The organism is Christiangramia portivictoriae DSM 23547, assembly GCF_000423045.1.
GTDB classification, from domain to species: Bacteria; Bacteroidota; Bacteroidia; order Flavobacteriales; family Flavobacteriaceae; genus Christiangramia; species Christiangramia portivictoriae.
Genome location: NZ_KE383971.1, coordinates 344,292 through 366,906 on the forward strand (window position 1 = coordinate 344,292; position 22,615 = coordinate 366,906).

Sequence of the window (22,615 nt, forward strand, 5' to 3'; positions counted from 1 at the left end):
TTATTTTTTTCGAAATTTGAAGAAGAGTTCATTTCCTGAACGTGGTTTTATTGAATTATAAGCCCTCTCCAGAATCTCAATATGAAAATATGGACTAAAATAAGTCAAATATTCTTCACGACTACCGCCGTAAGGTGGGCCATCTTCCTTTAATTCAAAATCAAATAGCAAGCCTGCCAGTACACCTCCGGATCTTAGAAGCTCACTCGTTTTTTGTGCGTAAGCACTTCGCTGGTTAACAGGTAAAGCGCAGAAAAAAGTTTGCTCCAGTACAAGGTCAAAACTTCCCTGAAGCTCAAAATAATCGCAATGCAGCGTTTGTAGTTCCGGAAATTCAGGATTGCGATCTAAAAATGACTTTAAAGGAATTTCAGCGATATCGCATAGAAAGACATTTTTAAATCCGTTTTTAAAAAGATATTCTGCTTCGTAAGCGTTTCCTGCACCGGGTATCAGGATATTTAATTCCTTATCCTCAATCCCGTCTGCAAATGCCTTGATTGGAGGAGAAACAGCGCCAAGATCCCATCCTGTTTGATTATTTCTATAGCGATTGTTCCAATAAGATTTATTCATCTTTTTTCTGCTCTAAACTATCATCTTTTTCTCCGCCTAAGCCATCATCAGTATTGTCAAACCAGTCATCAATATCCCGACGGTCTTTCTTAGTAGGACGTCCAGTACCTTTTTTACGGTAGTAGTCTTTGGAATACTTTAAAAGATCAAGTTGCTCGAATGCTTCTTTCGGGGTGGTATCGTGAACATAGATATTAACCAGTTTGGCACCCACGCGACTCTTGGGAAGATCGAGGATTTCCAGTTCGTAATTGATCTGGTTTTTGCGAACTTTTAATTTATCACCGGGAAATACATCTTTGCTGGGCTTCTGGATTTCATCGTTCATTCTTACCTTTCCCTGCTTGCAGGCAGTTGTTGCCAGGCTTCTGGTCTTAAAATAGCGTACGCACCATAAAAACTTATCAACTCTCATACTTATACCTTCAAATCGCCGTTCAATATTGAACAAAAATACAAGATTATTGTATCTTGCGGCTCCAAAATAAAATTCTGATGAGAATAAACAAATTGATGCTGGTTGGTCTTACCGCATTTCTGGCATTTGCATGTAATAATGATGATGACGGCGGATTGGTACAGGTTGAAGTTCGTGACCGTACAGAGGTTGCAGTTGAAGATGACCAGGCACTTTTAGATTATCTTTCCACGCATTTTTATAACTATGAAGATTTTGAAAATCCTTCTGAAGATTTCGATTACCAGATCGTATTTGACACGATCGCAGGTGAGAATGCAGACAAGGAGCCGATTATCAATTCAGATAAATTAATAACAAAGACTGTTAATAATGAGGGCGTTGACCAGAACCTGTATGTGCTTAGGGTACGTGAAGGTGTTGGTGCAAAACCTACCTTTGCAGATTCCACTTTTGTTACATACCAGGGAGAATTACTAGATGGAACAGTATTCGACTCCAATTTAAGAAACCCAGTATGGTTCAATCTTACTCCATATTTCGGGATCGTGAATAATAGTGTGGCTCAGCTTGGCGGAGTAATCAAAGGATTTCAGGCTGGATTGACAGAGTTTGGTGCTGCCAGCGGATTTGAAGTTAAAGCAGACAATACGGTTGAATGGAATAACGACTATGGAATTGGCGCTATTTTTATGCCTTCGGGACTGGCGTATTTCTTCAATTCACCTGAGACAATTCCAGTGTACTCGCCGCTTGTTTTCCAGGTTAGCAGTTACGTGGTAAACCAGGCAGATCACGATAATGATGGTATTCCTTCTTTTATGGAGGATCTGGATGGTGATGGTGATGCATCTACAGATGATTCAGATGAGGACGGATTACCAAATCTATCAGATCCAGATGATGACGGGGATGGTACTCCTACAAGAGATGAAATTGAAATTTCTGAGGATGGGACATTGATTCTTACCGATTCCAATAACGACGGAACGCCAGATTACCTGGATCCAGACGTATTTCAATAGAAAAATAGCTTTGATAAACTAATTTAAAAACCTGGCGATTGCCGGGTTTTTTTATCTTCCCCCGGCAGCCTGAAGATCCATAATACAGGCGTCGTCTAATTGTGGCAAATTGTTATTATCTATCGTATTGATAACACCGCTACCAAATTCTATACTGGCTTTCATAAGACACTTATCTGTGATGCAGTGTGCAGGATTGTTAGGGTCTTCGTGATCTGTAACTGGTTCTGTGCCAAGATCTACGAGCCCGAATAAATGACCAAATTCATGGTTTAATGTGGCTGCTTCTATGATCGCTTTACTAGGTGCATTGAATTTGTTAGAAAAGTTCTGGATAGTTTCCCCATAAAGAATAATCGAAGTGTTTCTAAATGCGGTTCCCAATGTGATCTTGGTTTCCGAATCATTAATTTTTTTACCAGCAGCAAAATAGATCCACACTCCAATTTCATCACCTACAGTGTATACCGTTCGTGTATTACTTTCCACTTCTCTTAAATCATCTTCGTCGAATGGGCTAAGTCCCGAGCTGGCAACAGACCGTAAATTGATCCTGATACCATCTGGTTTGTAAACTCTGCTTTCCAGGAAATTTCTAAAGGCTTCGATCGCTGCTGTTTCAGGCTTAAATCCTTCAGCATATACAATCTCAATATTCATCGATGTAAATTCGGTATCGCTTAATAGATCTGAGGCAGAAGAACCAGTTACCTTCAAATTAGCCGCTTTATTATTTTCTTCTTCGGAATCATTATCAAGATCCTTACTACATGAGACAGCGAGGCTGCTTAAAAATATGATTAAAAAAGTTTTGTAAATTTTATTCATTCTGTAATAGATCTTGCGTAAAAATATGAAAAATAACGAGTTAGATTTTCCTTAGAACGGCCAGGTAATCATAATGTTCTCCTTCCAGAACGATTTCGCAGGAGAAATTGTTGTTCTTTGCCGCCTTCTGAAGAATTTCCTTGTCCACATATAACCAGTCAAATGGATCTGAAGTTTCTCCCTTGTAACTCAGTTCGTAAGTAAGTTCCCCGTAATAATCTTCAGAATCTATGAATTCATCATCGAAAAGATAGATAAGATCTGAAGAATCCAGGATTAGCTGCCCTGCATCGTTCAGAAGTTGATGGCAATGCTGAAGAAAATCATTTATGTTTTCCAGTTTTCCAATGATCCCGGTTCCATTCATAAGCATAAGAATGCAGTCAAATTTTTCCGAAGAGATCTTATAAAAGTCCTGAACCACCGCGTTATGGAGTCCGCGTTCTTTCGCGATCTCTATTGCTCCGGCAGAAGTATCTATTGCCTTAACCTCCAGTTTGAGTTCATTTTGCAGATAAAGTGCATGACTACCAGCGCCGCAACCAACATCAAGAATACTGCCTTTGCAAAGTTTTAATGCTTCCTGTTCGAGCTTTGGCATTTCATTAAAATCACGAAATAGATAAGCGACGGGAATTTCATCGTTATCAAAGTCTGGAGAATGTACCGTAATGGGCGTTTCATCTTTTTCTTTGTAATAGCCTGCGATGGCTTTGCCGAATATATCCTTATTTTTGTCCAATGGATGAAGAGCTTAAAAGTTTACCTAATCGCGCCAAAGATAAGAAGAAGGAAAATAGGAAATTCTTTTCACGGCTAAAGAAGCGTCCTCCAAAAAACCTGGACAAGCTCATGGTAGAATTGCATGAGGAAGAATTCTCCAGAACCGACTGCCTGCAATGTGCCAACTGCTGCAAGACCACGGGACCTTTGTTCACTCAAAAAGATATTGGAAGGATCAGTAAACATTTTCGTATGAAGCCTGGTGAGTTTATAGACACCTATCTCAGGCTGGATGAAGAGAATGATTATGTGCTACAGCAAGTACCATGTCCTTTTTTGGGCGACGATAATTACTGTGGTATCTATGATCAGCGACCAAAGGCCTGCCGGGAATATCCCCATACAGATCGAAAGGACTTTCATAAAATTTCTTCACTTACTATTCGAAATACAGCAATATGTCCGGCGGCTTACAATATCGTTGAGGAAATGAAAAAAAGATTGAAATCGTAACACTTAGGTCTAAAAAATATTTATTTTTGGGAAAACCTTAACGATGAAAAGTCTTATTCTACTCCTTCTCCTAAGTAGTTCAAATCTAATTGCAAATAACTGGTATACCGATCTTGAAGCTGCCCAAAATGCAGCTATTGCAAGTAATAAATTAATATTGGTAGACTTCTGGGCCACCTGGTGCGGGCCATGTAAAGCAATGGATCGGGATGTGTGGAGCGACCAGGAGATCCAGAAAATCATGCAGAATTATATTCCTTTGAGAGTCGATTTCGATACTCAGCGCCAATTGAATATGCAATATGGAGTAAAAGGCATTCCATATGTGGTGATCATGGATCCCAACGGGAAGGTGATTCACAACAATTTGGGCTATACTAATAAAACTGAAACCATGCGGGTTCTGCAGAAGTATAAACTTAATTTATCCTTTCTGCAGGTTGAGTCGGCGTACTACAAAAGAAAGCCCAGTTACGCCACGGCGCTTAGACTTGCGCAGAAATACCTGGATTACAGTTTGTATCTGGATAAGGACCTTCGAAGACCAATTTTAAATATTACTGAAGAGTACCTTGAAGAAGCCCAGGAGCTGCTGGATGAGGAGCAGGCTAATTATGCGATGATTAGTCAGAAGTTGGATTTGCTGCTTACGAATGTGGATCTATATCAGGGCAATTACAGGAAGGTCGAACGTTTTCTGAAGAAGAAAGTAGATGAGGAAGAATTACGAAAATATAACTGGGGCTTATATACATTTCTGAATTACTGCATGGCTATTGAAAACGGGGAAGAAGCTCAAATTGATAAGTGGACTGTAGAATTGGATAAATTGAAAAATGCAAGTGTTTACAAAACCAGGATTAAAAATTTACAGGAAACGAGTTAGTTCGCTTCTAATACATTAGATATTTTTTACGTGTTTCTCGAAAAGCATCCAGACCTGCTTTCCAGCTTTGCCTGATTTCTTCAGCAGAAAGTCCTTCTTCAATTTGTTCCTTCAGCAAAGAGGTTCCTGCCAGTTTCCGGAAGAAATCGTTAAAAAACTGCACTTTACTTTCTGTATTGCGATATGCTTCAATTAACCATTCCAGGTTGATAGAATCCAATGATACTGCGCTGCTCAAATCACGCCCATAACACTCCTTGTTTTCATGTTTTGGATACTTTGCACCTTCCATAGATTTTGGAGTATAAGAGTAATTGAAATAAGTCTTATCCAGAAAAGGAGAACCAAAAACCTGAAACTGTAGTTCTGTACCACGGCCTGCATTTACATTCGTTCCTTCAAAAAAGCAAAGACTGGGGTAAAGATTGATCGATTTAGCGTTTGGAAGGTTCGGTGATGGCTTTACGGGTAATTTGTAGCTCATTGTATGCTGATAATTCTGCATGGGAACTGTCTCCAGGTCACACTCAATTCCGTTCTTCAACCATTTTTCACCATTGATCATTCTGGCGTATTCTGCGATGGTCATTCCGTGAACTACCGGAACCGGGTGCATTCCCACAAAGCTTTGATGCCGTTTTTCGAGAATTGGACCGTCAATATAATGTGCATTAGGATTTGGACGATCAAGAATTAGAACCGGAATTCCTTGTTCTGCACAGGCCTCCATGACATAATGCATGGTTGAAATATAGGTGTAAAACCTGGCGCCGACATCCTGGATATCGAAGATCAGCAATTCTATGTCTTTCAGGTCTTCAGCAGTTGGTTTTTTATGGTTTCCGTAGAGAGAAATAACCGGAAGGCCACTTTTCGGGTCCTTACCACTTTTTACAGATTCACCAGCATCTGCCGTCCCACGAAAACCATGCTCGGGGGCGAAAACCTTTTTTACCTGGACTTGCCTGCTTAATAAAGTGTCCACAAGATGTATATACTCTCCATTTTTTCTTTTTACTACGGAAGTCTGATTTCCCACGATTCCAATAGTTTTGTTAGCGATCTTCGGAAGGATAAGCTCCATGCGGTTAGCGGCCGGTAATACTTCAGAAGTAACCGAATCTGAAAGTTTTGCCTGTGGAGTAACCTCAGAATTTTCCGCAGAGCTTTCACTATGTGCGTTTCCGCAGGAAAGAATTCCAAAAACAAAGAATAATAATGTACTTTTGACCAACCTCTTAATCATAGCAATTTGAATTTCGAGTACTTTATAGTGAAGCGCCTAATTAGCGCGAAAAAATATAAAAGTAGCATATCTGCTCCTATAATAAAAATAGCGATCACGGCAATTGCCATAGGGGTTGTGATGATGCTGGTCTCGTTTGCTACCGGCCTTGGTCTGCAGGAAAAAATAAGGGATAAGATCGCTGCTTTTAATGGTCATATAAGTATTTCCAGCTATGATAATAATAGCTCCAAGGTTTCATTAACTCCAGTTTCAAAAAACCAGGATTTCTATCCCGAATTCACTAGTGTAGAAGGCATCGCTCACGTGCAGGCTGTTGCCACTACCTTTGGCGTTATTCGAACAGAGGAAGATTTTGAAGGCATCGTGGCCAAAGGAGTTGGAGCCGATTATAAATGGGACTATTTTGAGGAATTCCTGACGCAGGGTAGATTGCCCAACTATTCTGAAAATCTCAACAACGAAATTCTAATTTCCGAATATCTGGCGAATAGACTTAAGCTGAAGAACGGTGACCGTGTGGCTACATATTTTATGCGTGACGAAAGTGACCTGCCCCTGCAACGTAGTTTTGAAATTGTTGGTATTTACGAATCGGGTTTCCAGGAATTTGATGAATTGTATTTGCTAACCGATATCCGGCACATCCAGAGGATCAATCGCTGGGAAAAGGATGAGATCGGGAACTTTGAGGTTTTCGTAGAAGATTTTGATGAACTCGATACCAAGGGTAACGAAGTTTATGAGAATACGGGATCATTTCTGGATACTCAAACGATCAGTCAGAAATACTATTCCATTTTTGAGTGGCTGTCCCTTTTTGATTTTAATATGGCTCTTATTCTTGGGATTATGATTCTTGTCTCCGGGATCAACATGATCACTGCATTGCTGGTTTTGATCCTTGAAAGAACCCAGATGATAGGGATGCTGAAAGGACTTGGAGCCGCCGACTGGAGCATTCGAAAGATTTTTCTGTATAATGCGGCATATTTGATAGTCTTAGGACTTTTCTGGGGTAACTTGATTGGAATTGGTCTATTGGTGCTTCAGAAATATTTTAAACTGATTCCGCTGGATCCAAGAACTTATTATGTGACCGAAGTCCCAATTTATCTAAGTTGGGATTACATTCTACTCGTAAATACCGGTACATTGATCCTTTGTATGCTTATGCTGTTAATTCCATCGATCATCATCTCCAAAATCTCCCCAGTCAAGGCGATCAAATTCGATTAATAATTGCAGCTATCATAGTTGACGTGGTAAAGCTTGGTTTAAGGCCAAAGGTTTTTTTACATTTGCAGACGTTAAAGAAAAATGAAAGCATGGATTACGCTGAGAATATATTAGGAACCATTGGAAATACTCCCATGGTCAAGATGAACAAGATCGTCGAGGAGATCGATGCCCTTGTACTGGCAAAATATGAAACCTTTAATCCTGGTAATTCGGTCAAGGATAGAATGGCAGTAAAAATGGTGGAGGACGCCGAAGCCAAAGGCTTATTAAAACCAGGAGGTACGATCATAGAAGGAACTTCAGGGAATACTGGGATGGGTCTTGCTCTTGCGGCTATTGTCAAAGGTTACAAAATGATCTGCGTGATGAGTGACAAGCAGAGTAAGGAAAAAATGGATATTCTTCGCGCAGTGGGAAGTGAAGTGGTTGTTTGTCCTACAGATGTGGAACCAGATGATCCACAGTCTTATTATTCTACTTCCCGAAGACTTGCTGAAGAAACTCCGAACAGCTGGTACGTAAATCAATATGATAATCTCGCAAATCGTGAAGCTCATTACGAATCTACAGGCCCTGAGATCTGGAAACAAACAGATGGAAAAGTAACCCATTTTGTTGTTGGAGTAGGGACTGGTGGAACTATTTCTGGTGTTGGAAAGTATTTGAAAGAAAAAAATCCCGATATTAAGGTTTGGGGAATAGATACTTACGGTTCAGTATTCAAGAAATATCACGAAACGGGTGAATTCGATGAAAAGGAAATTTATCCTTACGTAACCGAAGGAATTGGAGAGGATATTTTACCTAAAAACGTTGACTTTGATGTGATCGACGGTTTTACGAAGGTAACAGATAAAGATGCAGCAGTTTATACGCAGAAATTATCAAAGGAAGAAGGGTTTTTCTTAGGTAATAGTGCAGGTGCAGCGGTAAAAGGGCTGTTACAACTAAAAGAACATTTTACTAAGGATGATGTCGTGGTAGTGCTTTTCCATGACCACGGAAGCCGATATGTAGGTAAAATGTATAATGATGACTGGATGAGAAAAATGGGTTACATCGACTAATACCAGTTATACAATGTAGGAACTAATTGATTTTTTATATGACTAAGAATGCATGGTTTTTAACCAGTTTATTCTTTATGCTAACGCTTTCAATAAATGCGCAGGATGATGAAAGGAAAGAATCAGATCTTAAAGTAACTTTAGATCTAAACAATCCTACCAGGGAGATCAATGATGGGGTCACCATGGTTAATGTTCAGGGAGGTAAAGCTCCTTACACTTACAAGTGGACCAGGCAAAGCACTTCCCTTCAATCTAATAAGGCTACAGGAATCACTGAAGGTCAGGAAGAATCGGTTACCGTGACCGATGCCAATGGCGTAAGCGTTACCAGGAAGTTTACCATTCCCGCGGAAGCGATCACAGAAGTTGTTAATAGTAAAGTACAGCCAGCGGTAGACTTTTTGGGCGGCATTTTGTTCTGGGATCCTTTTGCAGCAGTTGGAATCTATGACCCGGTGGTTTATACGAATGAAAAAGAAATTCCTATTCCAAACTGGGATGCCACTACCAATAAAACCTTCAGCTTAAAGCAATGGCTGGTGGATGATGGTAGCGAGGTAAGTGCAGGTGATAAAATTGCCATTATCGAAAATGAATCTGGAGAAGAAAATGAAATTTTTTCAGAAGATGCAGGTACGATAGATTACCTGGTTCTGGAAGGCAATGAAATTTTTGATCCAAACGACAAGGATGATGTGATCGAGCAAAATGCTCATATGATCGCCAAAATTAAATTCGAAGAGCCGCAACCTTTGCATCACCCTAACGGCGATGTGATTACCAATTCTATTCCGTTTATCGTGATCTGGCTAATTCTTGGAAGTATATTCTTTACTATCAGACTGGGCTTTGTAAATATTCGTGGTTTCTCTCACTCCATACAATTGGCTAAAGGAAAATACGATGATCCGGATGCACCTGGTAGAATAACACATTTCCAGGCAATGGCCACTGCAGTTTCCGCGACTGTAGGTCTTGGGAACATTGCCGGAGTTGCCGTGGCAATATCTCTTGGTGGAGCAGGAGCCACGTTCTGGATGTTCTGTGCCGGGTTTTTCGCGATGTCTTTAAAATTCACTGAGTGTACTTTAGGCGTCAAATACCGGAAAATCAAGGAAGATGGTAGAATATTTGGAGGTCCCATGAACTATCTGCGTTATGGTCTTGAGAAAAGAAACATGAAAGGTCTGGGGAAATTTTTGGCCAGCCTTTTCGCAGTGCTGGGAGTTGGAGCTTCGTTTGGAGGTGGAAATATGATACAGTCCAACCAGGCTTTTAAAATAGTTTCTGAACAATTACCTTTTCTGGAAGGCCAGGGATTCTTGTTCGGTGTTGGTTTTGCCATCCTGGTTGGTGCGGTGATCCTTGGAGGAATCAACAGTATTGCCCGGGTGACCGGAAAGGTCGTGCCTGTTATGGCGATCATTTATATTCTGGGTTGCGCGGTAGTGATTGGAGTGAATATAGAAAATATTGGTGCAGCATTTTCAGCTATCTATAACGGTGCTTTTTCAGCCGATGCCTTAAAAGGTGGATTTATAGGCGTTCTGATTGTTGGACTTCAGAGAGCGGCATTCTCCAGTGAAGCCGGGGTTGGTTCAGCCGCAATTGCTCATAGTGCTACCAAAACGAACAATCCAATTGCAGATGGGTTTACTTCTTTGGTGGAGCCTTTTATCGATACGATGGTAGTATGTACCATGACAGCATTGGTGCTTATATTTACCGGGATGCATGAAGTTGGTGGCGGAATGAAAGGTGTTGAACTAACGTCAGATGCCTTTGGAAGTGTAATTTCCTGGTTTCCTGCAGTGCTGGCACTGGCAGTTTTCTTATTCGCATTTTCTACCATGGTCTCCTGGTCTTATTACGGGATGCGTTCCTGGACCTATTTGTTCGGGCAAAGCAAGAAATCTGAAATTATTTACAAAGTGCTGTTCCTAATATTTGTAGTGGTAGGAGCATCGGTAAGTCTAGGAGCAGTATTGAGCTTCTCAGATATGATGATTCTTGCCATGTCCTTTCCCAACATCATTGGTTTATATATCATGTCTTCGGAAGTTAGAGCAGATATGGAAAACTACTGGGAGCGGCTTAAAAATGGGGAATTGTTTATCAATCCTAAATTCAGAGATGCCTGATAAAGTTATTTCTGAAAAGATCTATACTAAAAACTCTTCCTTCTACGGAAGAGTTTTTTGTTTGTGATTTCCTGATCCCTGCAGCAAAAGGAATATTATGGCTCCCGCAAAATAGAGTAAGACGTCGAAATTGTCGGCAACATATCTGTCTACAAACTGCGGAAGTATCCGTTCAAAATAAATGGCATAAAAACTAGTAAGTGTAAACGCCTGGGCAACATTTATTCTGATTGCTTTATCCCTGGTGAGGTAATGCACCATTTTTAGACAAATGGTCAGGATAATGGGCATGCAAAGAAAGTCGTTGAGGTATGAGGTGCTCCATTCTGGAACGCTTACTCCGGTAAATTTTATTGCTTCGAATAGTAAAAATATGATCGTAAAAAGGACGGCTGTAAAATATAGTGATCTCATAGAAGCGCTACAGATACTATAAAAGCGATCACGATTCCTACTCCAAGTACAATGAGCCATACAGTATATCCGGTCCTGGCCAGGAAGCGAACAATGGGATTTTTATGTTCTTCTGTAGGTTCTGCCGACTTTCGTTTGTATTCTCCGGGTCTTCGACTGGATTTAAGTTTGGTCTTTTTCTGATTTTCCTCCATGATGTACTGCTCTTTGGTCGATTAGTTCAGCTTTGTGAATTTTAAGGTCGAAATCCTAGTGTTCTTTAAATCGATTTCTAAAATATAAAAACTGCCAGTGCAAAGCATTTCAATTAGTGAAGCTTTATGAAAATCCTGAGTTTTCAGAATTATACTGAATTCTATTTCAGAATAAATTTATATAAAGTATTTTCAGAGCTTAAAATCATACTATGAAAAACTTCTGTTTATTGCTCCTGGCTATACTGATGATATCCTGTAATGCAACCATGGATACAACCAGCAATGAAACCCCGGCGAACCCAAAATACACTTACCTGGCTCTTGGTGATTCGTATACGATAGGTGAGAGCGTTCAGGAAACTGAAAGGTGGCCGGTACAATTAACTGAGCAACTTCGAAACAGAAATTATGAAATGGCGGCACCTATGATCATTGCAAAAACTGGATGGACCACTTCAGATCTTTTGCGAGGAATGGACCAGAACCTGGATGTTCAGCGTGATTTTGACCTGGTTTCCATATTGATTGGGGTGAATAACCAGTACCAGGGCAAATTGATAACAGAGTATGAAGAGGAACTACGCCAGATCTTTCGTCGTGCGATCAATCACTCCAAAACTCTGGAAAAAGGGGTTTTTGCTGTAAGCATACCAGATTATGGTTATACTCCTTTTGGATCCTCCAACCAGGAAAAAATAAGTGCAGACATAGACAGGTTCAACCAGGTTTTTAAAAGAGTCGCAGATGAATTTGGCGTAGTCTTCTACAATATAACCCCAATTTCAAGAGACAGCAGCAATCCAGATCTGGTTGCCAGTGATGGTCTACATCCAAGTGCTCTGCAGTATCAACTATGGGTAGAGCAAATTATATCTGGGGTAGCAGAAAAATTGCCTAATTAATTTTTTCAGCATTCAATTTCCAATTGGATAATTTGATACATTCGGAGGGTGAAGGAAGACTTTCTTTATTTTCTCTGGAAGTTTCAGAAGTTTGATTCTGAAGAGCTTTGCACTTCAGAAGGTGATCCTTTGCAAGTCATTTCAACCGGTTCCCAGAACGATCAATCCGGCCCTGATTTTTTCAATGCTCAGCTCATGATCTCAGGAATTAGATGGGCTGGGAATGTTGAAATGCACCTGAAGTCATCAGACTGGTACCTGCATCAACACGAAACAGATCCTGCCTACGATAATGTGATCCTGCATGTGGTTTGGGAACATGATGCAGATGTATTCCGAAGAGATCATAGTACTTTGCCTGTTCTGGAGCTGCGAAATAGGGTGGATCCTTTACTGCTCATAAAATATCGCGGCCTTCTGGAAAGCCATCACCGTAGTATTAATTGTGAAGACAGTTTTTCTGAATTCTCCAGCTTTGCGATCGATCACTGGTTCGAAAGATTGTATTTTGAGAGGCTCGAAAGAAAATCAGACCTGGTATTTGAAGTGCTGCGACGTTCAAACAATGACTGGAATACCGCTTGCATGATCCTGCTCTTCAAAGCTTTTGGATTGAACGTCAATGGCAGGTACTTCGCAAATCTGGCAGAAAATCTAGGTTATTCTCTGCTGGCTAAAATGGGAGGAAATCAATTTTCTCTGGAAGCCTTATTTCTGGGGTCTTCCAATTTGATTCATGGAGTAGATCAATATGCTGAACACCTGCATAAAGAATTTCAATTCCTTGCTCATAAATTTAATATTAGTCTGAATGATTCGAAACCAGAATTTTTCAGATTACGGCCAGATAATTTTCCTACGATCAGACTGGTGCAGCTTGCAGCTCTGTATGCTCAGCAGGCATCGGTCTTTTCAGCAATCGTTACGGCTAATAACCTGAAGGAATTAGATGCTCTTTTCCAGGTTGAGGTCTCCACTTACTGGAAAACTCACTATAATTTTGATGCAAAGCATGGTGCGAGGAATAAAATGCTAAGCAAGTCTTTCTTCCAGTTGCTGGTGATCAATTTTGTAATTCCGCTAAAATATACTTACCTGAAAAGTACAGGGGAATCGGCTTCCGGTTTGCATGAACTTGTTCTTAACCTAAAACCGGAAAAGAACTCGGTTATAACCATGTACAATATGCTCAGGCCTGGAACGGTAAAAAATGCGATGGATTCGCAAGCAGCCATTGAACTAAACCAGAATTTCTGTAAACAGAACAGATGTTTGCATTGTGAATTAGGAGCGACATTATTAAGGAAATCTGTTAAATACGTTTAAATTTGTAGTATGGCAGGCATGGTATCGAATATGAGGCATTATCTGGAAAAGCATGGCTTTTATGTGTCCACAAGGATGGCAGATAAGATGGGTATTCGCGCGAAAAACGTACGTTTGTTCTTTATTTATGCCAGCTTCTTCACTATGGGTGCCGGATTTATAGTATACCTGATTCTGGCTTTCTGGCTTAAACTAAAGGATCTGATTTATACCAAACGAACTTCTGTATTCGATCTATGAGACAGCTTCTAGAGTCGCGAATCAGGCTCGCCGTGGTTTTGATCATCATGGTGTTCGTAACCGGAATCGTAGGATTCAGGTTTCTGTACGATTATACCTGGATCGATGCTGTATATATGACGATCATCACGGTGAGTACAGTCGGTTATGGCGAGGTTCAGCCGATGGGGGCCTATGGGAAATTATTTACTTCATTCTTTATCATCTCTGGCCTGTTCATTTTTGGTTTCGGACTTTCCACGATCACAGAACACATTTTAAACAAGAATAATATTGGTAATCTTAAACGTAATAAAATGAAGAAGAGGATAGACTCCCTGAGCGATCACATCATAGTTTGCGGTTATGGACAGAATGGGAAGCAGGCAGTACAGAAATTACTGGATTACCGAAAGGATTTTGTCATCATAGATGACCATGAGGAAGTTTTTCAGAATCTTGAAGATGAGAGGCTCAATTATATTGTTGGTAACGCCACAGAAGATGAGGTGCTTGTACAGGCGGGAGTGGATAGAGCTTCCACTTTGATCTGTGCGCTCCCCCGCGATGCAGATAATTTGTTCATCGTTCTTTCAGCCAGACAGTTAAAGAAAGATCTCAAGATCATTAGCAGGGCTACGGAAGAAAACAGCTACAAAAAATTGAAACTTGCCGGTGCAGATAATGTCATTATGCCAGATAGAATTGGTGGAAGCCACATGGCTTCGCTTGTGGTGGTTCCAGATCTCGTGGAATTTCTTGACAATCTTTCTGTTTCAGGAGAGCAGGATAGTATCAATGTGGAACAGGTATCATTTTCCAGAATTTGTACAGATGGGGTAGAAAGATCGATTTCTGAAATTGATATTAGAAAGAAAACCGGATGCTCTGTGATAGGTTACAAATCTCCTACAGGAACCTACGTGGTAAACCCTGAACCTTCCCAACGTATCGAGCGTGATTCTAAGCTAATTATGATAGGAAGACCAGATCAAATCGAGCACCTGAAAAAGTATTATTCGGTTTAAGAAGAGCATTGAAAACCTTGTAAAATCCTGCATTTCTTTAACATGATATTCACAATTTAACTCGTAAAAGTTTGTTTTAGCCCAATTTTTTAGCATATTCACGCGCTGAAAATTTAACTTCATTATAAATAACCAAATTTCCATATGAGAAAGTATTTGCTTTCAATGTTCTTTTTATTTTCAATTGTAGCGCTATCTGCACAGGAACTAGATGTAAAGGCCAAGGTAGGTAACCCCTCCAAAGTAATCAATAATGGATTCATTGAACTGGATGTAACAGGAGGAACTCCGCCTTACCAGTATAAATGGTCCAACCAGGGAACCGGACTGGAATCAAATAAAACCGCCGGTTTAACTGAAGGTGTTCCTTATACTGTAGTGGTAACAGATGCTGCTGGGAATACATTTGAGGGCGAGTACCAGGTAGAAGCAGAAGCGATCACCGAACATTTTAATGGAACATTTTCTCCTATAGTTGCAAGTATGGGAAGTGTCCTTTTCTGGGATCCCTTTTCTGCCATGGGTGTTTACGATCCTGTTATTTATGCTGATATTAAAAGAATTGAAGCTCCTACCTGGAGTGCTTCAGAAGATGCTAAATTCGTGCTTGCTGAATGGTTGGTTGAAGATGGCGAGCATGTGAATGAAGGTGATCCCATTGCCGTGGTAACAAAGAATGGTGAAAATATTGAAGTACTTGCTAACGCTGATGGTACTTTAGACCATTTTCTTGGTGAAGGGGAAGTGATTTACAACTCTGAGAACAAACAACATGTGATCGAGCAGGGCGCTCAGTATTTTGCAAGTATTGTATACGACGAGCCAATAGCTCTTTTACATCCTAACGGAGATCCTCAAACCAAGAACATTCCTTTTATCGTGGTATGGCTGGTGCTTGGAGCATTATTTTTCACTATCCGGTTAGGATTTATAAATATTAGAGGATTTAAACATTCTTTACAACTGGCTAAGGGTAAATATGACGATCCAAATGCTCCGGGGCAGGTAACTCACTTTCAGGCTCTTGCAACCGCTGTTTCTGGTACGGTAGGTCTTGGAAATATTGCTGGTGTGGCTGTTGCAATCTCGTTAGGTGGTGCAGGTGCGACAATGTGGATGATCCTTGCCGGACTTTTGGGGATGTCCTCAAAATTTGTGGAATGTACTTTAGGAGTTAAATACAGATTTATTAATGCTGATGGTCGTGTATTCGGTGGTCCTATGAACTACCTGAGATACGGTCTTGAGAAAAGAAATAAACGAGGACTCGGGAAGTTCCTTGCCGCATTTTTCGCGATCCTTGCGATCGGCGCATCTTTTGGTGGCGGAAACATGTTCCAGGCCAACCAGTCCTTTTCTATTCTGGCGGGTGAATTCCCTATGCTGGAAGGTAATGGCTTTATCTTTGGTGTAGTAGTAGCTGTACTTGTGGGTATCGTAATTATTGGAGGTATTAGTAGTATCGCAAAGGTTACTGGTAAGATCGTTCCAATCATGGCAGCGGTTTACGTACTAGGAGCCTTAGTAGTAATTGGGGTGAATATTGAAAATATTGGTCCTGCATTTTCTGCGATCTGGGATGGAGCTTTTAGCCCGAGTGCTTTGAAAGGTGGGGTGATTGGTGTTTTGATCGTTGGTTTCCAGCGTGCAGCATTCTCCAATGAAGCCGGTGTAGGTTCCGCAGCCATCGCGCATAGTGCGGCTAAAACGAACCATCCACCTTCTGAAGGTTTTGTAGCGCTTCTGGAGCCTTTTATCGATACCGTAGTAGTTTGTACATTGACTGCGTTAGTATTGATCTTTACAGGAATGCATGAAGTTGAAGGCGTTGGAGGAGTAGAGCTTACTTCGAGTGCATTTGGAAGTGTGATCTCCTGGTTCCCTTATGTTCTAGCAACAGCCGTTTTCTTATTCGCATTTTCAACAATGATCTCCTGGTCTTATTATGGAATGAGAGCCTGGACTTACCTTTTTGGAAAAAGCAAAACAAACGAAATTATTTATAAGGTGCTATTCCTGATATTCGTGGTAGTTGGAGCTTCTGTAAGCCTGGGAGCCGTTCTGGACTTCTCAGATATGATGATCCTGGCCATGTCTTTCCCTAATATTATTGGGTTGTACATCATGATTGGTGAAGTAAGTAAAGATCTTAAGGATTACTCCAGAAAGCTAAAAGCAGGCGAGCTATTCCATAAGACTGAAAAGTCTGCCGCGTAGGCGCTCTTATAAATGAACTTTTTAAAATCCCATTTTGCACTTTCAAGAAGTCAGCGAAATGGGATTTTTATTTTAGTAGCGATTATCATTGTCCTGCAACTGGTTCTCTTCGGAAGTGAATATATCAACCCCGATGAAGATCCTGTACAGGATGAAAAACTAATAGAATTCCAGCGGAAGCTCGACTCTTTACAGAGGCTGAAGCCATTAACCAAGGATACGATCTACCCGTTTAAGCCAAATTTTTTATCTGATTATCAAGGATATCAGATCGGGCTGAGTACCAAAGAGATTGATAACTTACTTGAATATCGTGCATCAAATAAGTGGATCAATTCAGCTGAAGATTTTCAGCGAGTGACTGGAATTAGTGATAGCTTACTTATGCTCTTAAAACCATCGCTTCGATTTCCTGAATGGTCCAGGACAACTGGTAAGGTGGCAAAATTTCAGGAAAGCAAAACTGCCAGTAAGGAGATTGCCGATCTAAATACGGTTTCTGCTGAAGATCTTCAGGTGATCAATGGTATTGGCGAGAAGCTTTCAGCCAGGATTGTCAAATACAGAAGCAGCATAGGAGGTTTTGTTTCTGAAGAACAACTGCAGGATGTGTATGGTTTAAGTCCCGAAGTATTAGAGAGGATCACACAGAAGTTCAGACTTATCAACAAACCTGAAGTTAGCCTTAAGAATATCAACTCAATTACAGAAGCTGAACTGGCAGAATTGCCTTATTTCAATTCGGCTCTGGCCAGGAAGATTATTAATTACAGAAACATAAATGAAGGGATTCGGTCTTTTGAAGAATTGACAAAAATCAGTGGATTTCCTTCCGATAAAATCGATAGAATTAAATTATATTTGGCAGTACAGTGATTTTTGTTAGAAAATTGATCTGAAATTATAAATATAATAATTACTAATATGGCCTTTTGGCCTGGAAAAACATATAGAAATGAGTAGATATTTTACAGAGGAACATGAGCTTTTCAGGAAGAGTTTTCAGGAATTTCTTCAGAAAGAAGTGGTGCCTCACGTAGATAAATGGGAAGAAACCGGTACCATTGAACGATTTATTTGGAAAAAGTTTGGTGAGATGGGTTACTTCGGCTTAAATCAACCGGAAGAGTATGGTGGTATGGCGCTGGACCTGTTCTATACAATCATCTTTCTTGAGGAATTACAGAAAGTGAATTCAGGTGGTTTTGCCGCAGCAATGTGGGCACACGCTTATCTTGCGATGACGCACCTAAAAGTGGAAGCTAGTCATGAACTTAAAGAGAAGTATTTAACTCCTGCAATCGAAGGTGAAATGATTGGATGCCTGGGGATTTCTGAACCTTTTGGAGGATCGGATGTGGCAGGAATGAAAACGACAGCAGTAAAGAAAGGTGATCACTATGTAATTAATGGTTCCAAGACGTTTATCACAAATGGCGTCTATGCAGATTTTTATGTGGTAGCGGCGAAGACAGATCCTGAAAAAGGAAATAAAGGAATGAGCATGTTCCTGCTGGACAAAGAGTTTAGCGGGATCTCTGCCAGCAAACTAAATAAACTTGGGTGGAGAGCTTCAGATACTGCAGAACTCGCATTTGATAACGTAAAAGTCCCGGCTGAAAATTTACTTGGTGAAGAAGGTATGGGCTTTAACTACATCATGCAGCATTTCGCATTAGAAAGGTTGATCATGGGGGTAAATGCACATGCGCGATCTGAATTTGCACTGGAGTACACATTGGGGTACATGAAAGAGCGAGAGGCTTTTGGTCGTTCTCTTGACAAATTTCAGGCCTTGAGACATACTGTTGCTGAAATGGTAAGTGAAGTGGAAGTGATCAAGGAATTCAATTACGCAACAACTCAGCGTTTGAACGATGGAGAGTACGTGGTGAAAGAGGCGAGTATGTCTAAATTACTTGCCACGAAAATCTCAGACGAGGTGATGTATAAATGTTTGCAAATGTTAGGTGGCTATGGATATATGGAAGACTATCCAATGGCCAGAATGTTCCGTGACAGCAGACTGGGACCTATTGGCGGCGGCACCTCTGAAATTCTTAAAGAGATTATCGCAAAAATGGTGATCGATAAGAAGGAATATAAGCCTGCTGCAAAATAGCATTTTTGCGAAAATTCATTTTTCTCGTAGAATATGGCGATTTACATAAGAGGGTATAAGTCTGAAAGTCTATAGACGAGTAAAATAGCCCTGGAATTTCCAGGGCTATTTTTTTAGACTCTTATAAAATGTTCTCCTGATCTTTTCTCCATCGATAAAAAAATCACTGGCTACTTCATCAGTATAAAACATTGCAGTAATAGATTCGTCTCGTGCGATTTCATCTTCAGTAGCACCCTCATCGATCTTCTTTTTAACGTTTTTCCGGATACTTTTCAGCATTAGCAGATAATCTGAATAGTCCTGATGACTGGCGAGATTGCCATGTCCCGGAATTATTTTTGTTTTTTCATTGATAATGGACAAACCTTTTTCCGCGGCTTCAATATCGCCATCTACACTACCGCCACTACTTAAATCTATATAAGGAAACATCCCGTTGAAAAATGTGTCACCAGTATGCAACACATTGCTTTGAGGTAGGTATACAAGTGCATCACCATCTGTATGTGCATTGTGAACATGCAGCACCATCACATCATTGCCATTTACATGCAGATTCAATTGGTCATTGAAAGTAATTACTGGGACGCCGGCAGTACTGTCTGTAGCTTTTTCTTTCAATCGTTCGCGCACATTTTCATGTGCCAGAATAAGCGCTCCCTGTTCATCAAAGTTTTTATTGCCACCGGTATGATCTCCATGATGATGGGTGTTCACCAGATATCTCACAGGTTGGTCACTTAGTTGATTAATCGCTGTGACTATTTTTTCTGAAAGGGCGGCGAATTGATCGTCTATCATAAATACTCCATCCGGGCCTGTAAGGATACCAATATTGCCACCAGCGCCTTGCAGGAGGTATACCTGTTGCGAAAGCTTCTGGGTCTTGATTTCCACCTGCTCCACATTCTGAAATCCAAAACTGTGGAAACTAAAGACAAGACTTATTACTGAAGTTATAATTAGATTTTTCATACGATGTGTTTATGCTGAAATTTACAGAAAAAGCCTGATAAGCAGTTAGATCGAAATAAATAAGTAAACTATTGGAGGTTAAAATAAATAAATTATCTTTGCAGCCGATTCCAAAAGAGAGGAGGTTATGACACTATGTTAATTATACCAGTTAAAGACGGAGAAAATATAGATAGAGCTCTTAAGCGTTTCAAGCGAAAGTTCGATAAGACAGGAACTATGCGCCAGCTAAGAAGCCGCCAGCATTTTACGAAGCCATCTGTAGAGCGTAGAGCTCAGATTCAAAAAGCGGAATATATCCAGCATTTGAGAGACGCAGAAGATATCTAGAGATATCAATTAGCTTGTAAAGCTGAATTTTATAAGAACTGTTGCTAGTTTAAAGTTTACTAACTTTGGCTATCAACAGTTTTTTTTTATGCCCTTTCAATCCTTCCTTGACTATCTGCATTTGGAGAAGAATTATGCCGCAACGACTATCCGGGCATATAAGGCAGATCTTGAGCAATTTCAGGAATTCGTTCAATCAGAATTTTCTGATGAGAAAATAGAGAAAGTTTCTTACAACCAGATTCGAAACTGGATTGTTCAATTGTCTGATTCTGGTATTTCCAACCAGAGCATTAATCGCAAAATGTCTTCTTTGAAGGCCTACTACAAATTTCTTCTCAAAACTTCAGTCATAGAAAGTTCACCTCTGGCTAAACATCGTTCTTTAAAGGTTTCAAAAAAACTTCAGGTTCCTTTTTCAGAAAAAGAAATGCTTGCTGTTTTGGAAGAACTCGAAGAAAATACCTTTGAAGGCATTCGTGACAGGCTCATGATTGAACTTTTTTATTCTACGGGAATTAGAAGAGCAGAGCTTATCAATATCAGGGAACAGGACCTGGATCTGGACAATAACATGCTAAAAGTCCTGGGAAAAAGAAATAAGGAACGTTATATCCCGTTGTTAGAACAGGTGGTGCTTACGGCAGAGAGGTATTTGAAGAATAAGCGATCCAGTTCTGTATTGCGAGATTGCCCTTACTTGTTTGTAACCGCAAAGGGTCACAAAAGCTACGAAAGCCTTGTTTATAGAATTATAAATAATTATTTTAGTAAGGTGTCTGGCAAGGTAAAGAAGAGTCCGCATATACTGCGGCATACGTTTGCCACGCATTTATTGAACCAGGGAGCCAATATGAATGCGGTAAAAGAATTGCTGGGACACTTAAGTCTCGCATCTACGCAAGTTTATACGCATAATAGTATTGCTGAATTGAGTAAGATTCACAAAATGTCTCACCCTAGGAGCAATAATAAGTAACCACACTTTTTGTTTAATTAAATTCAATCTGATTATGAAAATGAATCTGCAGTCTGTAAACTTCAATGCTGATCAAAAGCTAATTGACTTTACTCAAAAAAAACTGGATAAGCTCGAAAACTATTTTGACAAAATTATTCATGCTGACGTATTTTTTAAAGTTGAGAACACAAGTGGAAAGGAGAATAAGATTACTGAAATTCTATTAAGTATTCCCGGAGGAGAGCTAATGGTAAAAAAGACCTGTAATAAATTCGAAGCCTGTGTGGATGAGTGTGTTAGTTCTTTGCAAAGACAACTAATCAAGAAGAAGGAAAAAATGAGTGCGCATGTTTAGAAGATTTTTTTTCTAATAATGTTTTGATAAAGAAATAATTTATATACATTTGCAGTCCGTTAGAAATAGCGGACTTTTTTATGCGGAATTTTAAGCATAAAAGGCCGATGTAGCTCAGCTGGCTAGAGCAGCTGATTTGTAATCAGCAGGTCGTGGGTTCGAGTCCCTCCATCGGCTCTTGAAATACTGAAAACATTAAAGGTTCTGAAGAATTTTAAAGTTTAAGTCGTTAGTGATGAATAGCTTGAAAATAAATTCTAAGAAATTTTAAAAAATGCTTTGGATGGTGCTGTAAATTTACTTTAATTTGCAGCCGTTAAAAAAACCATTATAAGCTAAGCTGTTTCAGTAATGGTTCTATGAAATAGTGGTAATTTTGGGGAGATACTCAAGCGGCCAACGAGGGCAGACTGTAAATCTGCTGACTACGTCTTCGCAGGTTCGAATCCTGCTCTCCCCACTGAAATTTTAAATAAAAGCTGATGTCAAAAGCTTGCTTTTGTAAAGCAGCTGATTTAAAATTTTAGTTCGGGTACCACCCGAACGGATCATCGAGCAAAGCGAGATAATCCAAAGATTAACGTCTGAAATGGAAACGCGGGAGTAGCTCAGTTGGTAGAGCGTCAGCCTTCCAAGCTGAATGTCGCCGGTTCGAACCCGGTCTCCCGCTCTAAATTTAATTGAATCAGGATTTACCCGGTCTCATTAAAACGATGTTTTAATAGTTTGCTCTAAAGTAAACGGACCGAATTACCTCGAGCCTGATCTTTTCCATAAGCCTCACTGGTTTATGGATATCGCTGTTTAAAACAGTCAATTGTCTGGCCGACGTAGCTCAGGGGTAGAGCGTTTCCTTGGTAAGGAAGAGGTCACGGGTTCAATTCCCGTCGTTGGCTCT

24 protein-coding genes and 4 tRNA genes are annotated in these 22,615 nt (G+C 40.2%); 20 read left to right on the plus strand and 8 right to left on the minus strand.

The window, feature by feature from the left end:
• Nucleotides 1–576 carry a methyltransferase domain-containing protein gene (locus G529_RS0109975; RefSeq protein ID WP_026915387.1) on the minus strand — a complete coding sequence of 192 codons (576 nt, stop codon included), beginning with the start codon at nucleotides 574–576 and terminating at the stop codon, nucleotides 1–3.
• The gene (locus tag G529_RS0109980) at nucleotides 569–991 is read right to left on the minus strand and encodes an RNA-binding S4 domain-containing protein (RefSeq protein WP_026915388.1); all 423 of its coding nucleotides are present in this window, start codon (nucleotides 989–991) and stop codon (nucleotides 569–571) included. Before G529_RS0109980 ends, G529_RS0109975 begins: the two co-directional genes overlap by 8 nt.
• Before the next feature lie 80 nt (nucleotides 992–1,071).
• Between G529_RS0109980 and G529_RS0109985 the strand changes: the two genes are divergently transcribed.
• A complete protein-coding gene (locus tag G529_RS0109985) occupies nucleotides 1,072–2,019 on the plus strand; it encodes an FKBP-type peptidyl-prolyl cis-trans isomerase (protein ID WP_026915389.1) in 948 nt (315 codons plus the stop codon).
• A gap of 51 nt (nucleotides 2,020–2,070) precedes the next feature.
• Here G529_RS0109985 and G529_RS0109990 read toward each other — a convergent pair whose 3' ends face one another.
• Nucleotides 2,071–2,847 (minus strand): hypothetical protein, encoded by a 777-nt coding sequence (locus G529_RS0109990; protein ID WP_026915390.1) that lies wholly within the window; start codon nucleotides 2,845–2,847, stop codon nucleotides 2,071–2,073.
• Nucleotides 2,848–2,887: 40 nt separating this feature from the next.
• Nucleotides 2,888–3,589: a class I SAM-dependent methyltransferase gene (locus tag G529_RS0109995; RefSeq protein ID WP_026915391.1), complete on the minus strand. Its 702-nt coding sequence runs from the start codon at nucleotides 3,587–3,589 to the stop codon at nucleotides 2,888–2,890.
• Between G529_RS0109995 and G529_RS0110000 the strand changes: the two genes are divergently transcribed.
• Nucleotides 3,589–4,083, plus strand: coding sequence for a YkgJ family cysteine cluster protein (locus tag G529_RS0110000; RefSeq protein WP_026915392.1), 495 nt, complete (start codon nucleotides 3,589–3,591; stop codon nucleotides 4,081–4,083). The two genes, G529_RS0109995 and G529_RS0110000, sit on opposite strands and share 1 nt — an antisense overlap.
• A 43-nt stretch (nucleotides 4,084–4,126) precedes the next feature.
• Nucleotides 4,127–4,969: a thioredoxin family protein gene (locus tag G529_RS0110005; protein ID WP_026915393.1), complete on the plus strand. Its 843-nt coding sequence runs from the start codon at nucleotides 4,127–4,129 to the stop codon at nucleotides 4,967–4,969.
• 7 nt (nucleotides 4,970–4,976) lie between these two features.
• Here G529_RS0110005 and G529_RS0110010 read toward each other — a convergent pair whose 3' ends face one another.
• Nucleotides 4,977–6,215: an exo-beta-N-acetylmuramidase NamZ family protein gene (locus G529_RS0110010; RefSeq protein ID WP_026915394.1), complete on the minus strand. Its 1,239-nt coding sequence runs from the start codon at nucleotides 6,213–6,215 to the stop codon at nucleotides 4,977–4,979.
• 6 nt (nucleotides 6,216–6,221) lie between these two features.
• Here G529_RS0110010 and G529_RS0110015 point away from each other — a divergent pair, with 6 nt between their 5' ends.
• The 3 genes from G529_RS0110015 (at nucleotide 6,222) to G529_RS0110025 (ending at nucleotide 10,668) form a co-directional block, all read left to right on the plus strand.
• Complete coding sequence (locus G529_RS0110015) at nucleotides 6,222–7,454, plus strand: ABC transporter permease (protein WP_026915395.1); 1,233 nt, start codon at nucleotides 6,222–6,224, stop codon at nucleotides 7,452–7,454.
• A gap of 89 nt (nucleotides 7,455–7,543) precedes the next feature.
• Complete coding sequence (locus G529_RS0110020; protein ID WP_026915396.1) at nucleotides 7,544–8,524, plus strand: PLP-dependent cysteine synthase family protein; 981 nt, start codon at nucleotides 7,544–7,546, stop codon at nucleotides 8,522–8,524.
• Nucleotides 8,525–8,562: 38 nt separating this feature from the next.
• Nucleotides 8,563–10,668: an alanine/glycine:cation symporter family protein gene (locus G529_RS0110025; RefSeq protein ID WP_026915397.1), complete on the plus strand. Its 2,106-nt coding sequence runs from the start codon at nucleotides 8,563–8,565 to the stop codon at nucleotides 10,666–10,668.
• A gap of 42 nt (nucleotides 10,669–10,710) precedes the next feature.
• On the opposite strand, the gene G529_RS0110030 is transcribed toward G529_RS0110025, so the two are convergent.
• Nucleotides 10,711–11,082: a hypothetical protein gene (locus G529_RS0110030; protein WP_026915398.1), complete on the minus strand. Its 372-nt coding sequence runs from the start codon at nucleotides 11,080–11,082 to the stop codon at nucleotides 10,711–10,713.
• A complete protein-coding gene (locus tag G529_RS0110035) occupies nucleotides 11,079–11,276 on the minus strand; it encodes a hypothetical protein (RefSeq protein WP_026915399.1) in 198 nt (65 codons plus the stop codon). Before G529_RS0110035 ends, G529_RS0110030 begins: the two co-directional genes overlap by 4 nt.
• Nucleotides 11,277–11,488: 212 nt before the next feature.
• Between G529_RS0110035 and G529_RS0110045 the strand changes: the two genes are divergently transcribed.
• The 7 genes from G529_RS0110045 to G529_RS0110075 all read left to right on the plus strand — a co-directional run bounded on the left by G529_RS0110045 (nucleotide 11,489) and on the right by G529_RS0110075 (nucleotide 19,093).
• Nucleotides 11,489–12,181 (plus strand): SGNH/GDSL hydrolase family protein, encoded by a 693-nt coding sequence (locus G529_RS0110045; RefSeq protein ID WP_026915400.1) that lies wholly within the window; start codon nucleotides 11,489–11,491, stop codon nucleotides 12,179–12,181.
• 48 nt (nucleotides 12,182–12,229) lie between these two features.
• Nucleotides 12,230–13,507: a DUF2851 family protein gene (locus G529_RS0110050; RefSeq protein ID WP_026915401.1), complete on the plus strand. Its 1,278-nt coding sequence runs from the start codon at nucleotides 12,230–12,232 to the stop codon at nucleotides 13,505–13,507.
• A 9-nt stretch (nucleotides 13,508–13,516) separates the two neighbouring features.
• Nucleotides 13,517–13,747 carry a PspC family transcriptional regulator gene (locus G529_RS0110055; protein WP_026915402.1) on the plus strand — a complete coding sequence of 77 codons (231 nt, stop codon included), beginning with the start codon at nucleotides 13,517–13,519 and terminating at the stop codon, nucleotides 13,745–13,747.
• The gene (locus G529_RS0110060) at nucleotides 13,744–14,754 is read left to right on the plus strand and encodes a potassium channel family protein (RefSeq protein ID WP_026915403.1); all 1,011 of its coding nucleotides are present in this window, start codon (nucleotides 13,744–13,746) and stop codon (nucleotides 14,752–14,754) included. Before G529_RS0110055 ends, G529_RS0110060 begins: the two co-directional genes overlap by 4 nt.
• A gap of 144 nt (nucleotides 14,755–14,898) precedes the next feature.
• Nucleotides 14,899–16,971, plus strand: a complete 2,073-nt coding sequence (locus tag G529_RS0110065) for an amino acid carrier protein (protein ID WP_026915404.1) — start codon at nucleotides 14,899–14,901, stop codon at nucleotides 16,969–16,971.
• 12 nt (nucleotides 16,972–16,983) lie between these two features.
• Nucleotides 16,984–17,847, plus strand: a complete 864-nt coding sequence (locus tag G529_RS0110070; protein WP_026915405.1) for a ComEA family DNA-binding protein — start codon at nucleotides 16,984–16,986, stop codon at nucleotides 17,845–17,847.
• 79 nt (nucleotides 17,848–17,926) lie between these two features.
• Nucleotides 17,927–19,093 (plus strand): acyl-CoA dehydrogenase family protein, encoded by a 1,167-nt coding sequence (locus G529_RS0110075; protein ID WP_026915406.1) that lies wholly within the window; start codon nucleotides 17,927–17,929, stop codon nucleotides 19,091–19,093.
• Between the two features lie 105 nt (nucleotides 19,094–19,198).
• Here G529_RS0110075 and G529_RS0110080 read toward each other — a convergent pair whose 3' ends face one another.
• Nucleotides 19,199–20,071, minus strand: a complete 873-nt coding sequence (locus G529_RS0110080; RefSeq protein WP_026915407.1) for an MBL fold metallo-hydrolase — start codon at nucleotides 20,069–20,071, stop codon at nucleotides 19,199–19,201.
• Between the two features lie 135 nt (nucleotides 20,072–20,206).
• Between G529_RS0110080 and rpsU the strand changes: the two genes are divergently transcribed.
• The 7 genes from rpsU to G529_RS0110115 all read left to right on the plus strand — a co-directional run bounded on the left by rpsU (nucleotide 20,207) and on the right by G529_RS0110115 (nucleotide 22,613).
• Complete coding sequence (gene rpsU / locus G529_RS0110085) at nucleotides 20,207–20,401, plus strand: 30S ribosomal protein S21 (protein WP_026915408.1); 195 nt, start codon at nucleotides 20,207–20,209, stop codon at nucleotides 20,399–20,401.
• An 88-nt stretch (nucleotides 20,402–20,489) separates the two neighbouring features.
• Nucleotides 20,490–21,380, plus strand: coding sequence for a tyrosine-type recombinase/integrase (locus G529_RS0110090; RefSeq protein ID WP_026915409.1), 891 nt, complete (start codon nucleotides 20,490–20,492; stop codon nucleotides 21,378–21,380).
• A gap of 34 nt (nucleotides 21,381–21,414) precedes the next feature.
• Nucleotides 21,415–21,717, plus strand: a complete 303-nt coding sequence (gene hpf / locus G529_RS0110095) for a ribosome hibernation-promoting factor, HPF/YfiA family (RefSeq protein ID WP_026915410.1) — start codon at nucleotides 21,415–21,417, stop codon at nucleotides 21,715–21,717.
• 103 nt (nucleotides 21,718–21,820) lie between these two features.
• Nucleotides 21,821–21,894 (plus strand) — tRNA-Thr (locus G529_RS0110100).
• Nucleotides 21,895–22,095: 201 nt separating this feature from the next.
• Nucleotides 22,096–22,177: transfer RNA gene (locus G529_RS0110105), tRNA-Tyr, on the plus strand.
• Between the two features lie 137 nt (nucleotides 22,178–22,314).
• A tRNA-Gly gene (locus tag G529_RS0110110) sits at nucleotides 22,315–22,387 on the plus strand.
• Between the two features lie 154 nt (nucleotides 22,388–22,541).
• Nucleotides 22,542–22,613 (plus strand) — tRNA-Thr (locus G529_RS0110115).
• Nucleotides 22,614–22,615 lie beyond the last annotated feature (2 nt).

Excerpts from the sequence above, each read along its gene's own strand:
- G529_RS0109975 (WP_026915387.1), bottom strand. The coding sequence starts at position 576 with ATGAATAAATCTTATTGGAACAATCGCTATAGAAATAATCAAACAGGA.
- G529_RS0109980 (WP_026915388.1), bottom strand. The coding sequence starts at position 991 with ATGAGAGTTGATAAGTTTTTATGGTGCGTACGCTATTTTAAGACCAGA.
- G529_RS0109985 (WP_026915389.1), top strand. The coding sequence starts at position 1,072 with ATGAGAATAAACAAATTGATGCTGGTTGGTCTTACCGCATTTCTGGCA.
- G529_RS0109990 (WP_026915390.1), bottom strand. The coding sequence starts at position 2,847 with ATGAATAAAATTTACAAAACTTTTTTAATCATATTTTTAAGCAGCCTC.
- G529_RS0110000 (WP_026915392.1), top strand. The coding sequence starts at position 3,589 with ATGGATGAAGAGCTTAAAAGTTTACCTAATCGCGCCAAAGATAAGAAG.
- G529_RS0110005 (WP_026915393.1), top strand. The coding sequence starts at position 4,127 with ATGAAAAGTCTTATTCTACTCCTTCTCCTAAGTAGTTCAAATCTAATT.
- G529_RS0110010 (WP_026915394.1), bottom strand. The coding sequence starts at position 6,215 with ATGATTAAGAGGTTGGTCAAAAGTACATTATTATTCTTTGTTTTTGGA.
- G529_RS0110020 (WP_026915396.1), top strand. The coding sequence starts at position 7,544 with ATGGATTACGCTGAGAATATATTAGGAACCATTGGAAATACTCCCATG.
- G529_RS0110025 (WP_026915397.1), top strand. The coding sequence starts at position 8,563 with ATGACTAAGAATGCATGGTTTTTAACCAGTTTATTCTTTATGCTAACG.
- G529_RS0110030 (WP_026915398.1), bottom strand. The coding sequence starts at position 11,082 with ATGAGATCACTATATTTTACAGCCGTCCTTTTTACGATCATATTTTTA.
- G529_RS0110035 (WP_026915399.1), bottom strand. The coding sequence starts at position 11,276 with ATGGAGGAAAATCAGAAAAAGACCAAACTTAAATCCAGTCGAAGACCC.
- G529_RS0110045 (WP_026915400.1), top strand. The coding sequence starts at position 11,489 with ATGAAAAACTTCTGTTTATTGCTCCTGGCTATACTGATGATATCCTGT.
- G529_RS0110055 (WP_026915402.1), top strand. The coding sequence starts at position 13,517 with ATGGCAGGCATGGTATCGAATATGAGGCATTATCTGGAAAAGCATGGC.
- G529_RS0110060 (WP_026915403.1), top strand. The coding sequence starts at position 13,744 with ATGAGACAGCTTCTAGAGTCGCGAATCAGGCTCGCCGTGGTTTTGATC.
- G529_RS0110065 (WP_026915404.1), top strand. The coding sequence starts at position 14,899 with ATGAGAAAGTATTTGCTTTCAATGTTCTTTTTATTTTCAATTGTAGCG.
- G529_RS0110070 (WP_026915405.1), top strand. The coding sequence starts at position 16,984 with ATGAACTTTTTAAAATCCCATTTTGCACTTTCAAGAAGTCAGCGAAAT.
- G529_RS0110075 (WP_026915406.1), top strand. The coding sequence starts at position 17,927 with ATGAGTAGATATTTTACAGAGGAACATGAGCTTTTCAGGAAGAGTTTT.
- G529_RS0110080 (WP_026915407.1), bottom strand. The coding sequence starts at position 20,071 with ATGAAAAATCTAATTATAACTTCAGTAATAAGTCTTGTCTTTAGTTTC.
- rpsU (WP_026915408.1), top strand. The coding sequence starts at position 20,207 with ATGTTAATTATACCAGTTAAAGACGGAGAAAATATAGATAGAGCTCTT.
- G529_RS0110090 (WP_026915409.1), top strand. The coding sequence starts at position 20,490 with ATGCCCTTTCAATCCTTCCTTGACTATCTGCATTTGGAGAAGAATTAT.
- hpf (WP_026915410.1), top strand. The coding sequence starts at position 21,415 with ATGAAAATGAATCTGCAGTCTGTAAACTTCAATGCTGATCAAAAGCTA.